General features: G+C 68.5%; 12 protein-coding genes. 9 read left to right on the top strand and 3 right to left on the bottom strand.

Annotated elements, in window-relative coordinates; genetic code table 11:
* Positions 1–14: 14 nt before the first annotated feature.
* Positions 15–947, top strand: coding sequence for a helix-turn-helix transcriptional regulator (locus FOB72_RS31830; protein ID WP_191002329.1), 933 nt, complete (start codon positions 15–17; stop codon positions 945–947).
* Between the two features lie 70 nt (positions 948–1,017).
* Positions 1,018–2,748, top strand: a complete 1,731-nt coding sequence (locus FOB72_RS31835) for a PepSY-associated TM helix domain-containing protein (protein WP_150377192.1) — start codon at positions 1,018–1,020, stop codon at positions 2,746–2,748.
* Positions 2,749–2,862: 114 nt separating this feature from the next.
* On the opposite strand, the gene FOB72_RS31840 is transcribed toward FOB72_RS31835, so the two are convergent.
* Entirely contained in the window at positions 2,863–3,768 is a 906-nt protein-coding gene (locus tag FOB72_RS31840) for a LysR family transcriptional regulator (RefSeq protein WP_150377193.1), read from the bottom strand.
* Positions 3,769–3,896: 128 nt separating this feature from the next.
* Here FOB72_RS31840 and FOB72_RS31845 point away from each other — a divergent pair, with 128 nt between their 5' ends.
* The 7 genes from FOB72_RS31845 (at position 3,897) to FOB72_RS31875 (ending at position 11,586) form a co-directional block, all read left to right on the top strand.
* Positions 3,897–4,898 (top strand): Bug family tripartite tricarboxylate transporter substrate binding protein, encoded by a 1,002-nt coding sequence (locus tag FOB72_RS31845; protein ID WP_150377194.1) that lies wholly within the window; start codon positions 3,897–3,899, stop codon positions 4,896–4,898.
* Complete coding sequence (locus FOB72_RS31850) at positions 4,891–7,032, top strand: acetate--CoA ligase family protein (RefSeq protein ID WP_317889550.1); 2,142 nt, start codon at positions 4,891–4,893, stop codon at positions 7,030–7,032. The genes FOB72_RS31845 and FOB72_RS31850 overlap by 8 nt, the downstream gene beginning before the upstream one ends.
* Positions 7,033–7,034: 2 nt before the next feature.
* The gene (locus FOB72_RS31855; RefSeq protein ID WP_150377195.1) at positions 7,035–7,820 is read left to right on the top strand and encodes an enoyl-CoA hydratase/isomerase family protein; all 786 of its coding nucleotides are present in this window, start codon (positions 7,035–7,037) and stop codon (positions 7,818–7,820) included.
* A 9-nt stretch (positions 7,821–7,829) separates the two neighbouring features.
* Positions 7,830–9,245 (top strand): aldehyde dehydrogenase family protein, encoded by a 1,416-nt coding sequence (locus tag FOB72_RS31860; protein ID WP_150377196.1) that lies wholly within the window; start codon positions 7,830–7,832, stop codon positions 9,243–9,245.
* A gap of 19 nt (positions 9,246–9,264) precedes the next feature.
* Entirely contained in the window at positions 9,265–10,095 is an 831-nt protein-coding gene (locus FOB72_RS31865; protein WP_150377197.1) for an enoyl-CoA hydratase, read from the top strand.
* Between the two features lie 88 nt (positions 10,096–10,183).
* Positions 10,184–10,765: a TetR/AcrR family transcriptional regulator gene (locus FOB72_RS31870; protein ID WP_150377198.1), complete on the top strand. Its 582-nt coding sequence runs from the start codon at positions 10,184–10,186 to the stop codon at positions 10,763–10,765.
* Between the two features lie 107 nt (positions 10,766–10,872).
* Complete coding sequence (locus tag FOB72_RS31875; RefSeq protein WP_150377199.1) at positions 10,873–11,586, top strand: isochorismatase family cysteine hydrolase; 714 nt, start codon at positions 10,873–10,875, stop codon at positions 11,584–11,586.
* A gap of 6 nt (positions 11,587–11,592) precedes the next feature.
* On the opposite strand, the gene FOB72_RS31880 is transcribed toward FOB72_RS31875, so the two are convergent.
* Together FOB72_RS31880 and FOB72_RS31885 are read right to left on the bottom strand one after the other, a co-directional pair.
* The gene (locus FOB72_RS31880; protein ID WP_150377200.1) at positions 11,593–13,290 is read right to left on the bottom strand and encodes an FAD-dependent oxidoreductase; all 1,698 of its coding nucleotides are present in this window, start codon (positions 13,288–13,290) and stop codon (positions 11,593–11,595) included.
* 68 nt (positions 13,291–13,358) lie between these two features.
* Complete coding sequence (locus tag FOB72_RS31885) at positions 13,359–13,772, bottom strand: PaaI family thioesterase (RefSeq protein ID WP_150377201.1); 414 nt, start codon at positions 13,770–13,772, stop codon at positions 13,359–13,361.
* Positions 13,773–13,810 lie beyond the last annotated feature (38 nt).

Raw genomic sequence — 13,810 nt, forward strand, 5'->3', positions numbered from 1 at the left:
AGCGGATGCCGACGATGGCCTTGCCGCAGCACGCTGCCCCGTTCGATACGCCACATGGTGCCCATCTGGGATACCTCGGGGGTGCGTTCGGCCGCGTGTCGCTGCTGGCGCCCGACGTCGTCTTCGCGCCGCACACGCGCGATTGCGAGCAGGTTCTGGCCAACGTCGATGAGGCGCCGCTCGATGTACTGATCGATGGCCATGCGCGTCGGCTGTTGCCGCACGATGCCATCCTGTTGCGGCCGCGGCAGATCTACGCGATTCCGCGCGCGGGCGAGGGCGGTGGCGCGCGGGGATTGCCGGGGTCGGTGCTGATCAAGGCCTCGGCCTCGCTGGCGGCGCGTGCGGGCCTGGCCATGCCCGCGCCGGGTACCGCGGGACCCAATGTACCGATCGCGCTGGCGCGCGATGCGCGCGCGGCGTTGCGCGAACTCGTCGATGCGATGACGGTGCAGGACCCCGGCGCGGTGGCGGTCCGGCAATGCGTCGATGCGGTGTTTGGCGCGGTGGCGCATGCCGCAATGGAACGTGGGCCGTTGCCGTCGGCACCGGCCGACGATGCGCAGGCGCCTTCCATTCGCGCCGAGGCCAACGCGCTGGTCTTTGGGGAACTGAACACGTTTCGCGAGATTGGCGATGCGGCGCGCCGGTACGACGTGTCGGAGCGGCACTTCTTTACGCTGTTCCGTCGCGCCACGGGACTGCCGCCTCGCGCGTTCTACAACATGCGCCGGCTGGAGATGGCGTTTGCGCTGTTGCTCGATAGCTCGCGTTCGATTGCCGATATCGCTTACGAACTCGGGTTCAACGCACCGCCGCATTTCACGCGGTTTATGCGCGACAACACGGGGTGGACGCCGTCCAGCTATCGGCGGGCGGTTGCCCTGGCGCCGGATGCGCTGCGTCCGAGCGTGTCCACATTCGCCCCGCTGCCGCGCGGGGTGTGACATTCGGGCACGGCGAAATTCCGCGCGAAACTGAGTATCCTTCGCTTCACGACCTTCCGTCCCGAGTATCTTGTCCTCCCACGCTCCTGCCGCCAATGCGGCGTCCGCCTATCGCATGCTCTGGCGCTGGCATTTCTATGCCGGCCTGTTCGTCATGCCGTTTCTGGTCGTGCTTGCGGTGACGGGCACGATTTATTGCTTTCAGCCGCAGATCGAGCCGCTGCTGTATCCGCAGTTGCTGCGCGTGGAGCCGGCTGGGCAGCCTTTGCCTGCGCAGACGCTGCTGGACCGTGCGCGCGCGGGCGCGCCGGCGGGGGCGGTGGCCACGACTTATGCGGTCAATGCGAACCCGGGCGCGAGCGCGGAGTTCGTGTTCCGGCTCGGACCGGGGCAGAGCGAGAGCGTGTATCTGAATCCCTATACAGGCGAGCGGCTTGGGACGCTGAGTGTGGAGGACCGCCTGATGAAGCAGGTGCGGATGCTCCATCGCGCGTTGCTGGTAGGGAAGCCGGGCGAACTGCTGATGGAGCTGGCGGGCTGCTGGGTGCTGGTGATGCTGGCCACCGGGATTGCGATGTGGTGGCCGCGCCTGCGCGAGAGGAGGGCGGGGGCGTTTGCAATGCGGCCGGCGGGTGGCAAGCGCGGGTGGTGGAAGGAACTGCACAGCGTGCTGGGCGCGTGGCTCGCGGTGGGGGCGCTGGCGTTCGTGTTGTCGGGGTTGCCGTGGACGGCGTCGTGGGGGCAGCAGTTCAAGGCGCTGGCGACGAAGGCGAATCTGGGGCGGCCGGCTGCCGGCGGCGGGCATGAGGGACATGGGCCGGCACAGGCGGCCGGCCATGCGGCCAACCATAGCGAGCACACGAGCCATACCGGGCACACCGGCCATGCCGCGCACACGGGCCATGCCGCGCACACGGGCGCGGAGCCCGTCCCCACGAGCAGCCCCACGACCGTCCCCACGACCAGCCTCACGACCAGCCTCACGACCAGCCCCATGGTCCACACTGGCCATGCAGGCACCACGACCGGCGGGCAAGCCATCGCCGATGGCAACGGCCCGCGCGCCGCAGGCGAGGGCGGCAATGCCATGACCCACACTGGCCATGCGGGCACCACGACCGGCGGGCAAGCCATCGCCGATGGCAACGGCCCGCGTGCCGCAGGCGCGGGCGGTAGTGCCATGACCGGTGCCGCCGGGCAGACGATGGAATCGCTGCCGCTATCCGAGCTACCGTGGGCCACGGGCCTGACCCAAGTGCCCAACGCCAGCGGCCAGCCCGCAACGCTGACACTCGACCAGGTCGTCCAGATCGCCGCCGCGCGCGGGGCCGGTAGCGGTTGCCAGGTCGCGTTGCCGACCCGGCCCAACGCGGTCTATACCGTGTCGTGCTTCCCCGCCGACCCGCAGGCCGAACGCACGCTGCATATCGACCCGCACGACGGCCGCATCGTGCGCGATATCTCTTACGCGGACTACGGCCCAGTCGCGCGCGCGGTGTCGTATGGCACCTCGCTGCATATGGGCCGCTACTTCGGCATGGCCAACCAGATCGTATGCGCGGCGATTTCCCTCGGCCTGATGGGGCTCGCGATCAGCGGCTTCGTGATGTGGTGGAAGCGCCGGCCCGCCCGCGCGCTCGCGGCGCCGAGCTATCCCTCCGCGGTCCCGCCGATGCGCGCGTGGGTCATCGGCCTCGGGCTCCTTGGCGCGATCTTCCCGATGATGGGCGCCACGATGCTCGCGGTATGGCTACTCGACCGCGGTGTCATGCTGCGGCAGACCCGCCGCCTGGCCACATAACGAGCCCACAGTCGAGCGGCCCACTGCTCACGACGGCCCAAGGCGCATGGCCTTCGCGACTCGCGCGGCTTGCGTCGACCTCGCGCCGCGCGTCCGCTGGCGGACCGCCCCTCGTCACAGCGCACCGCTAGCCACACGCGGTACGAGGTCGTGCAGCCGCGACAACACGAGCCGCGCCGCGCGCGAGAGTGGGTGGTGGCGCGTCACGCCCATTGCGATATCGCGTGGCATGCGGGGATCGACGATTTCCACGGCCGCCAGCCGGCCGGCTTCCATATCCTGTGCCACCGCCAGCCGCGGCAGAATCGTCAGCGCGCAGCCCGATAGCGCCACCTCCTTCATCGTGCTCAGCGATTCCACCTCCAGCGCCACATCGAGCGAGATGCCGAGCCGCCGCGCATGCTGGTCGAGAATCGACCGAAACCCGTTCGGCGACGGCGGCAACACCAGCGGAATGCCATCGAGCTTCCGAAACGCCAGCTGCGACAACCTCGCAAACGGATGCGCCGGCGTGCAGATCAGATAGGTCGGCACCTGCGCCAGCACATCCTCGTCCTGCCGGGGCCCCGGGCTATACCGGTTGATCAGTGCCAGATCGATCCGCCCCGACTCCAGCGCCTCGTCGAGCTGCCCGCTGAACCCTTCCGCCACGTGCAGCCGCACTCCCGGCGCCAGCGACCGCAGATCCTCGAACAGCGCGGGCACCAGCCGCGGCGCCATCGACGGTAATACCCCGATCTTGACGAGCCCGACCGGAATGCCCGCCGCATCCTTGACCTCGTCCTGCAATCGCGCCGACTGATCGAGCAGCAGCCGCACATGCGGCACGATCCGCTGCCCGAATTCCGAGAGCACCACACCGCGCCCCGTCCGCTCGAACAGCCGGTCTCCCCATTCCCCCTCGATCTGCGCAATCGCGCGGCTGACCAGCGACTGCGCGATGCCCAGCGCCCGCGCCGCGCGCGACAGGGAGCCGAGTTCGGCCACCAGCGCGACCGTTTCCAGCTGCTTGAGGTTCATGAACTATCCATCCAGAAAATAGATATCAGATATCGCGGATTGTACGCTTTTGCATTGCCAAGAGACTCCATACACTGACGTCATCCCTTCGGACCGCAAAGAAGGGCAAAAAACAATATGGAGACAACATGCCGCGCTTTACCCACATGCTTCGCGCATGGCGCCGACCGCTCTGCGCCCTGCTGATTGCTGCCGCGCCGCTGGCCGCCGGCAGCGCCTTCGCCTCCGGTGCATACCCGGGCAAACCGATTCGCCTCGTCGTGCCGTTCCCGGCCGGCGGTCCCACCGACGCCATGGCGCGCCTGATCGGCCAGCACCTGTCGCAGCAACTGGGCCAGCCCGTCGTCATCGACAACCGCGGCGGCGCGGGCGGCACGATCGCCACCGAAGCGGTGGCCCAGTCCGCCCCCGACGGCTACACGCTGTTCTTCTCGACCACGGGCACGATGGCCATCAATCCGTCGCTGTACCGCGCCCTCAAGGTGGACCCGGTCAAGGCGTTCGACGCCGTGGGCTCCGTCGCCGCCACGGTCAACGTGCTCGTGGTGCCGAACAGCCTGCCCGTCAACAATGTGAAGGAGCTGATTGCGCTCGCGAAGCAGAAGCCCGGCTCGCTGACGTTCGGCTCCGCAGGCAACGGCAGCTCCAACCATCTGTCGGGCGAACTGTTCAAGTCGATGGCCGGCATCGATATCGTGCACGTGCCCTACAAGGGCTCGGCCGCGGCGTTCACGGACCTGCTCGGCGGGCGCATCTCGATGATGTTCGACACGGTATCCAGCCAGGTGCAGTACATCGGCAGCGGCAAGGTCAAGCCGCTCGGCGTCACCGGCACCACGCGGTCGGAGGCGCTGCCGAAGGTGCCGACCGTCGCGGAAGCGGGGCTGCCCGGTTTCGACGTGACGATCTGGTTCGGCCTTTCGGCGCCGAAGGGCACGCCGCCCGATGCGATCAAGCGCCTCAATGCCGAGCTGCAGACCGTGCTCGGACAGTCGGACGTGCAGACGCAGCTGGCCGCGCTCGGCGCGCGTCCGCTGCCGGGCACGCCCGCGGATTTCACAAAGCTGATCCAGCACGACGCGGCCAAGTGGGGCCCCGTGGTGAAGCAATCGGGAGCGACCGTTGACTGACACCCTGCTTGCGCCGCTGGAGGACGCGATGGACGACACGTTCGGGGCGTTGTTCCACCCGGCCTCCGTTGCCGTGATCGGCGCCTCGGACAATCCCAACAAGGTCGGCGGCCGGCCCATCCATTACATGCGCGCGTTTGGCTATACGGGCGAGATCCTGCCGGTCAATCCGGGGCGTCACGTCATTCAGGGCCTGCCCGCGCACGCGACCCTCGCCGACCTCGTGGCGCTCGGCAAGACGCCTGAAGCGGCCATCGTCGCGGTGTCGGGCGACGCCACGCGCGAGCAGGTGAAGCTTTGTGCCGATGCGGGCGTCAAGGCGGCCGTGATCATGGCCTCGGGCTTCGCCGAGACCGGCGCGGCCGGGCGTGCGCGCCAGCAGGAACTCGTGCGCATCGCCAATGCGGGCGGCATGCGTCTGGTCGGCCCGAACGCGCAGGGCACCGCGAACTTTGCCAGTGGCGCGGTGCTCAACTTTTCGACGATGTTCATGGAGGTGGCGCCGCAGGACGGCCCCATCGCCATCATCAGCCAGAGCGGCGCGGCCAGCGTGATGCCGTATGCGCTGCTGCGGCAGGCCGGGCACGGCGTGCGATACCTCGTGGCCACCGGTAACGATGCGGACCTCGATGCGTGTGCGATCGCGGCGGCGGTGGCGGGCGATCCCGAGGTGCGGCTGATTCTCGTCTATCTGGAAACGATCTCGAATCCCGAAGCCCTGGCGCGTGCGGCGGCCACGGCGCGGGCGCGCGGTGCGAGCATCGTTGCGATCAAGGCCGGCAATAGTGCGCGCGGGGCGCAGGCGGCCGCCTCGCATACGGGCGCGCTGGTCGGCAACGACGCGGCGATCGATGCGTTTCTCGTCGCGCATGGCATCTGGCGCGCGGGCGATATCGGCGAACTCGTGCGCGCGGTGCCGCTGTATCTGCAGGACCACGCGCCGGGGCAGGGCCGCACGGTGGTGATGAGCCATAGCGGCGCGGTGGGGGTGATGGCGGCCGATCTGGCGGAGCGGCATGCGCTGCCGCTGACGGCATTGCAGGACGACACGCTGCGGGCGCTCGGCGAGATCCTGCCCGAGTTCGGCACCGCGAACAATCCGCTGGACATGACGGCCGCGCTGCTCGGCAAGGGCGACATGTTCCCGCGGGTGCTCAACGCGCTGGGCGCGGATCCTGCGGCGGACATGGTGATGATCGGCATCCCGGTGGCGGGGCCCGGCTACGACGTGGAAGCGCTGGCGCGCGATGCGGCGGCGTTCAGCGCGGCGCACCGCAAGCCGCTGGTGGCCAGCGCGCCGCAGCAGGGTGTGCGGGAAGTATTTACGCGGCACGGGGTGCCGACGTTCGTGACCGAGGCGGATGCGGTGGCGGCGCTGGCGCAGTATGCGATGCACCGGCAGCGCAGCGCACGGGTCGTCATGAAGCCCGTCCCGTCCGCGCCGCCGCCGCTGGACGGCCATGGTCTGCAGGACGAGGCGCGCAGTCTCGCGCTGCTGGCCGAGGCCGGTGTGCCGACCGTGTCGTACCGCCGCTGCGCGAGTGCCGATGCGGCCGTCGCCGCGTTCGAGGCGATGCGCGCAGATGGCGCCGGAGCCGTCGTGGTCAAGGGTTGTGCGGCATCGGTGCCGCACAAGAGCGAGCACGGCCTCGTGCATCTGCGCCTGAGCACCCCGGCAGAAGTCGAAGCCGCCGCGCACGCGTGTCTCGACACGTTGCGCACACTGGAGGTCACAGAACCGCAAGTCGTGGTCGCGCAAATGGTCAAGGGCCGGCACGAATTCGCGCTCGGCGTCTCCGTCGACCCGATGTTCGGCCCCCTCGTGATGATCGGCGAGGGCGGCACGCTGCTGGAACTCCGCAAGGACATCGTGACCCTGCTCGCGCCGTTCACGGTCGACGACGCCAGGGCGGCCTGCGCGCGGCTGCGCGTGGCCCCGCTGTTCGCGGGCTATCGGGACATCCCGGCGCTCGACCTCGATGCGCTCGCCACCGCCGCCGTGGCGCTCGGCGACTGGGCCCTGCGCCATCGCAACACGCTGCGCTCGGTCGATATCAATCCCCTGATGGTGATGGCGGCCGGCGAGGGCGTAGTTGCTGTCGATGCCGTCGTCCAACTGCACGAGGAGACCTGATCGTGAGCGATCCAAAGCAAGACAGCCATGACGTGGTGCGCGTCGAACGCGACGGCGATATCGCCATCGTCATACTGAACCGTCCCACGCGCATGAACGCCGTGAACGGCGCGCTGCGCCAGGCGCTCATCGACACGCTGGGCGCGCTCAACGCGGATACCGGCATCCGCGCGCTGGTCCTGACCGGCGCGGGCGAGCGCGCATTCTGCGCGGGGCAGGACCTCGACGAGGCCGCCGAAGTCTCGTGGCAGCAGATCGTGCCATGGCTCGAACGCCAGCGCGCGATGTACCAGGCCGTGCGCGACCTCGACAAGCCATCCGTCGTGGCCGTGCGCGGCGTGGCCGCCGGCGCGGGCTTCCAGGTGGCACTCTGCGCGGACTTCCGGCTGACCACGCCGGAGAGCCGATGGGGACAGCCGGAGGTGAAGGCCGGCCTCGCCAGCATCGTCGGGTCGTACCTGATGACGCTGCACGTCGGCCACACGCACAACGTGCAGATGTCGCTGTCGGGCGAACTGGTCAGCGGCCAGCGCGCCTACGAGATGGGACTGGTCACGGCCCTGCACGCCGAAGCGGATCTGATGCCGGCCGCATTGGCCCGTGCGCGCACGCTCGCTGCACTGCCACCCACGGCGGTGCGCCTCTCCAAGCAGCGCCTGCGCGCGATGACGCAGCCGGGCTTCGACGATGCCGCCGTGGCAGGTATCCGCGCCCAGCTCGAATGCTACGCCGATGGCGAACCGCAGCGCGTCATGGCGCGGTTTCTCGAACAACGCAACACCAGGTAGGGAGTGAATGTGAAGCAATTGTCGGAACACTATATCGACGGCGCGCGCCGGTCGATCGAAGGCGGCGAGGTCGTGCGCGTGCTCGATGCCGCCACCGAGGCGCCGCGCGTGGACGTGCGGCTCGGCGGCGCAGCCGACGCGGACGCGGCCGTGCGCGCCGCAACGAAGGCCGCGCACGCATGGCAGACGCTGAGCCCCGGCGCGCGCGCGCAATACCTGCTTGCGCTGGCCGATGCGCTGGAATCGCGCGCATCCGAGCTGGCGGAGGATATCTCGCGTGAAGTCGGCATGCCGCTGAAACTGTCGCGCCGCATTCAGGTTGACGCGCCAATCGCGGCATGGCGCGCCACCGCCGCGCTCGCCGACGACTTCGCGTTCGTCCGGCAGGTCGCCCATTCCCGCATCACGATGGCGCCCGTCGGCGTGGTCGCCGCCATCACGCCGTGGAACTATCCGCTGCACCAGATCACGGGCAAGGTCGCCCCGGCGCTGCTCGCGGGCTGCACGGTCGTGCTCAAGCCGTCCGAGCTCGCGCCGTCCGCGACGCAACATCTGATTGCCGCGTGCGAGGCCGCGCAACTGCCGGCCGGCGTACTCAATATCGTGTCCGGCGGCGCCGCGCTCGGCGCCGCGCTGGTGTCGCATCCCGACGTGCGGATGGTGTCGTTCACGGGCTCGACCGCCGTGGGCCGCAAGGTCGCCGCCACGGCCGCCGGCGACATGAAGCGCGTGTCGATGGAATTGGGCGGCAAGTCCGCGGCCGTCGTGCTGCCCGGCGCCGATCTGCAAAAGGCGGTCAAGGCTACCGTGGCATCGTGCTTCCTCAATTCGGGACAGACATGCAGCGCGACCACGCGGCTGATCGTCGCCCGCGAGGCCTATCCCGAATGCCGCGCATGGCTCGAGCAGGCGGTAGCGGCCATGACGCTCGGCGATCCGGCCGGCGCGAACACGCGCATCGGACCATTGCTCTCGGCTACGCAGCGCGAACGTGTGCACGCGCATCTGGCCGAAGCCGAACGCGCGGGATTCGACCGTATCGCGGGCGGTCCCGATGCGCCCGTGCCCGCGCACGGCTTCTTTGTCGCGCCCACGGTCTACGGCAACGTGCCCGCCGATAGCCGCCTGGCCAACGAGGAAGTCTTCGGCCCGGTGCTCGCGGTGCAGTGCTATGACACGGTCGAAGAAGCGATCGCGCTCGCCAACGGCACGCCTTACGGCCTGGCCGCTACGGTCTGGGCGGCCGACGATGCCACGGGGGCCCGCGTGGCCGATGCGCTGCGGGCGGGGCAGGTGGACGTCAACGGTGCGCGCTTCAACCCCGCGGCGCCGTTCGGCGGGTTTGGCCTGTCCGGCATGGGCCGGGAGGGCGGTGTCTTTGGGCTCGAGGAGTTCGTCGAGCCGCGCGCGGTGCAGTTGCCATAAAGGAAAGAGGAACCGAACGATGAGCCAGAAAACATATCAGGAACTGACGGTCACGCTGGCCGGCCGTAGCGGCCGCGTGGCCATCGTCACGATGAACCGCCCCGACAAGCTCAATGCGCTCACGCAGGTCATGGAGACCGAACTGCGCGATGCGATGGAAGCGCTCGACCGCGACGAGGAAGTCCGCGTGATCGTGCTCACGGGCGCGGGCAAGGGGTTCTGCGCGGGCATGGACATCAACGCGCTGGAGATCCTGCCGCCCGACGATATCCGCGCGGCGCGCTGGATGCGTCCATTCGACATGAACCGGCGCGCGGACTACCAGACGCGCTACGGTTACTTCCCCGCGCTGCGAAAGCCCATCATCTCCGCGATCAACGGCGCCGCGGCCGGCCTCGGCCTTGTATTCGCGCTCTATAGCGATATGCGATTTGCCAGCGAGAAGGCCGCGTTCAGCACGGCGTTCGCGCGACGCGGGCTGATCGCCGAGCATGGCATCGGATGGATGCTGCCGCGTGTGGTGGGACCCGGCCATGCGGCCGACCTGCTGTACTCGGCGCGCAAGGTGCTGGCCGACGAAGCGCTGCGCATGGGCCTCGTCGATCGTGTCTACGACGCGGATGCGCTGATGACCGAGACCGTCGCCTATGCGGACGACCTTGCCGAGAACGTGTCGCCACGGTCGATAGGCGTGATCAAGCGCCAGCTGTGGGAGCAGCCGTTCCAGTCGCTGGCCGACGCCACGCGCGTGGCCAACGCCGAGATGTTCGAGAGCATCCAGAGCGAAGACTTCACGGAAGGCGTCGCGCACTTTATCGAGCGGCGGCCGGCGCGCTTCACCGGGCGATAGGCGGAGCGCGGCGTTGCACGCGGGTGTTGACAATAAATAGATGACCGACTATCTTTCTAACCATCGTTAGCCATTCGCCGGTTATCCCATGCCAAGACCCCCCAACCCCGACGTGCGCGCCCGGCTGCTCGCCACCGGCGGGCAGGTCGTCCACAGCCGCGGCTTCAACGGCTCCGGCGTGCAGGACATCACGGCCGCCGCCGGTGTGCCCAAGGGCTCGTTCTACAACTACTTCGACAGCAAGGAGGCATTCGCCATCGAGCTGCTGGAGCAGTACTGGCTCGGCATCGAGACCCGGCATTTCCCGCTGCTGCGCGATACGTCGCAGGCGCCCGCCGCGCGGCTGGCGCGGTTTTTCCGCGCACTGGCCGACGACCACGGCCAGCATAACTTCGCGCAGGGCTGCCTGGTCGGCAACCTGTCCCTCGAACTCGCGACCGAAAGCGACGACGCCCGGCGCCGGCTGATGCAGTTGTTCCAGCGCTGGGAAGATGCGCTGGCCGATTGCGTGGCCGCGCTGTCGCATATCGGTACCGGCGAGCGCGCCCACGATGTGGCCGGCGTGCTGATCGAGGCCTGGGAAGGCGCCGTGCTGCGCGCAAAGGTGCAGCGCAATCGCGACCCGTATCTGCGCTTCGAGCGGATGGTGTTGCCGAAACTGCTGGCCTGACGACGAGGTACCACCGGGACGCGCCTTGGGGCACGTCTCTTTTTTTGCCTTTTAATAAAGCGACTGGTCATCTATAAACTGACCCGTCTTTTCACCGGAGAATCACCATGTGCAATACGCCCAAGCTGCCTCAGTACGCCGACCCCGCCAACGCCGCGCTGCCGAAGCACACGATGAAACTCGATCCGAAGCGCGCCGCGCTCGTCGTGATCGATCCGCAGATCGACTTCATGAGCCCCCAGGGCGCCGCGTGGCCCCTCGTGGGCGAGAGCGTGACCGAGCAGAACCTCGTGCCGAACCTCGCGCGCCTGTTCCGTGCCGCCAAGCAGGCCGGGCTGCCCGTGGCCGTGTCGCCGCACTACTACTACCCGCATGACCACGAGGGCGCGTTCCAGGGCCCGGGCGAGGTGCTCCAGCACGGGCTCGGCATGTTCGATCGCCCCGGTGCGCTGACGCTGGAAGGGTTTCGCGATTCGGGCGCCGACTTCCTGCCCGAGCTCAAGCCTTATATCGAGGACGGCAAGACCATCATCTGCTCGACACACAAGCTGTATGGCCCGCAGGTCAACGATCTGACGTTGCAACTGCGCAAGCGCCATGTCGATCAGGTCATCCTGACCGGCATGGCCGCCAACCTGTGCGTGGAATCGCATCTGCGCGATCTGCTCGAGCAGGGCTTCGAAGTAGGCGTGGTGCGCGATGCGATCGCGGGTCCCAAGGTGCCGGAGGGCGATGGCTATCTGGCCGCGCTGATCAACTTCCGGTTTATCGCCAACGGCCTGTGGACCACGGACGAGGTGGTGAAGCGGCTCGAAGGCTGAACCCGTCTACCCGGGCGCGCGCTGCATGGCAAGAAAACGGTGCAGCTGCGCGACCACGGCCGCGCCTTCACCGACCGCCGACGCCACGCGCTTGGTCGAGCCCGAGCGCACGTCGCCGATCGCGAACACGCCTTCCACGCTGGTCTGCAGCAGCAACGGCGGACCGCTGGGCGCGGATGCCGTGGCGGGCAGGTTGTAATCCGTGAGCACAAAGCCCTTGTCGTCGAACAGCACGCCGCTTGGCCGCAGCCAGCGCGTATTCGGGTCGGCGCCGATGAATACGAACAGATGGTGCGTGGTCATGCTGCCCTCGATGCCACCGGCGCCGCGATAGTGGACGCGCTCGAGACGCGTCGTCCCCTCGAGGGCCGTGAGTTCGACGCCCATGTGGAGCGTGACGTTCGGCAACGCGCGCACGCGCTCCACGAGGTAGCGCGACATGCTGTGTTCGAGGTTGCCGCCGCGGATGAACATATGCACGTGCTCGGCGTGCGCGGACAGGAACACGACGGCCTGGCCGGCCGAGTTGCCGCCGCCGACCAGCAGCACGGACTCCGTGCGGCACAGCCGCGCCTCGATCGGCGTGGCCCAGTAGTAGACGCCATTGCCCTCGAACCGTTCGAGATCGGCCACGCCGGGCCGCCGGTATTCGGCGCCGCAGGCGATGACGACGGTGCGGGACTGGATATGGCAGCCATCGTCGAATTCGATGCCAAGAGGCGAGCGGTCGCAGTGCAGCGCACGGACCTCGCACGGGATGCCGATATGCGCGCCGAATTTCTGCGCCTGCACGAACGCGCGCCCGGCCAGGGCATGGCCGGTAATGCCCGTCGGAAAGCCAAGGTAGTTCTCGATACGCGCGCTGGTGCCCGCTTGCCCGCCGGGCGCGCGGCAGTCGAAGACGGCCACCGACAGGCCTTCGGACGCCGCGTACACGGCCGTCGCGAGTCCGGCCGGCCCGGCGCCCACCACGGTCACGTCGTAGACATGGCTCGGATCGAACTCCGGAATCAGGCCGAGGCACGATGCCAGCTGGCCCGCATCGGGATTGCGCATGACCGAGCCGTCGGGGCAGACGACGATCGGGAAGTCGTCGGGCGCGGGCGTCAGCCGTTCCAGCAGCGCAATGGCATCGGACTCGTGCGTGGCGTCGAGCGTGACGTAGGGAAACGCATTGCGCCGCAGGAAATTCTGCAGTGCCTGGAGCCGCGCATCCTCGCCCGAGCCTACGAGAATCACGCCATGCCCGCGTTCGATGACGAGCACGCGGCGCAGGATCAGCGCGCGCATCAGCGTCTCGCCGATATCGGCCTCGCCGATCATCAGCGCGCTCAGTTCGTCGGGGCGCAGCAGCATCGCCTGCACGTCCTCGATCACGTGCGCATCGACCACGGCAGGTTTGCTCGACAACTGCGTGACGTCGGACGTGAATTCGCCCCGCTGCGTATAGGTATGCACCACACGCTCGTGACCCAGGCCATCGCGGCCGATGATGCGCACCTTGCCCGCAAGCAACACGAATACGCCCGGACACAGGTTACCGGCGCGATAGAGATATTCGCCGGCGGCGTGGTGAGTCAGCGTGCCGAAACGCCGCACGCGATCGAGCTCGGCCTCGGTGAGCACCGGAAACATCTGGGCATAGCGCGGGTGGTTGCGTACGCTCTCGTCGTCCGGTCGGTCATCCTGCGTTTCCTCGCGCATCGCCAGCGTTCTCCCGACTGAGGGGGCCGTCCGTCGGCCCTCAGTCAATATAGGCGAGAAGCGCCGGGTCAGGTGCCGGCGGCCTCGCGGGAGCGCTTGAACGTGCCTTGCGCGGTGGCGATCGGGTCGCCATTCTCGGCCGTGAGCTCGGCCGACGAGAAATAGATGCTGCGGCCCGCGCGGGTGACGTGCGCGGTCGCGCGGACACGGCCGGTGCTGACGCGGCCCAGATAGCTGATGGTCAGCATCAGCGTGACCGCGTTGCCCATCTTGCCGTCCTCGCCCTGCAGGCCGGCGTAACCGCAGGCGGCATCGAGCAGCGTGGCGCTCACGCCGCCCTGGAGCGAGCCCTGGCGGTTCAGGTGGCGGGGTTCGATATCGAGTTCGAGCGTGCAGGCACCATGGGTGACGCTGGTCAGGCGGATGCCGAGGTCGTCGAGCAGGGGATTGTCGGTGGGGTAGGTCACGGCTTGGGTCGTCATGAGTAATGGGCAACTGGCCCAGGCCGCTATTCTGACGC

This window comes from Cupriavidus pauculus (assembly GCF_008693385.1).
GTDB lineage: Bacteria > Pseudomonadota > Gammaproteobacteria > Burkholderiales > Burkholderiaceae > Cupriavidus > Cupriavidus pauculus_D.

Excerpts from the sequence above, each read along its gene's own strand:
- FOB72_RS31870 (WP_150377198.1), top strand. The coding sequence starts at position 10,184 with ATGCCAAGACCCCCCAACCCCGACGTGCGCGCCCGGCTGCTCGCCACC.
- FOB72_RS31865 (WP_150377197.1), top strand. The coding sequence starts at position 9,265 with ATGAGCCAGAAAACATATCAGGAACTGACGGTCACGCTGGCCGGCCGT.
- FOB72_RS31845 (WP_150377194.1), top strand. The coding sequence starts at position 3,897 with ATGCCGCGCTTTACCCACATGCTTCGCGCATGGCGCCGACCGCTCTGC.
- FOB72_RS31840 (WP_150377193.1), bottom strand. The coding sequence starts at position 3,768 with ATGAACCTCAAGCAGCTGGAAACGGTCGCGCTGGTGGCCGAACTCGGC.
- FOB72_RS31875 (WP_150377199.1), top strand. The coding sequence starts at position 10,873 with ATGTGCAATACGCCCAAGCTGCCTCAGTACGCCGACCCCGCCAACGCC.
- FOB72_RS31830 (WP_191002329.1), top strand. The coding sequence starts at position 15 with ATGGCCTTGCCGCAGCACGCTGCCCCGTTCGATACGCCACATGGTGCC.
- FOB72_RS31885 (WP_150377201.1), bottom strand. The coding sequence starts at position 13,772 with ATGACGACCCAAGCCGTGACCTACCCCACCGACAATCCCCTGCTCGAC.
- FOB72_RS31880 (WP_150377200.1), bottom strand. The coding sequence starts at position 13,290 with ATGCGCGAGGAAACGCAGGATGACCGACCGGACGACGAGAGCGTACGC.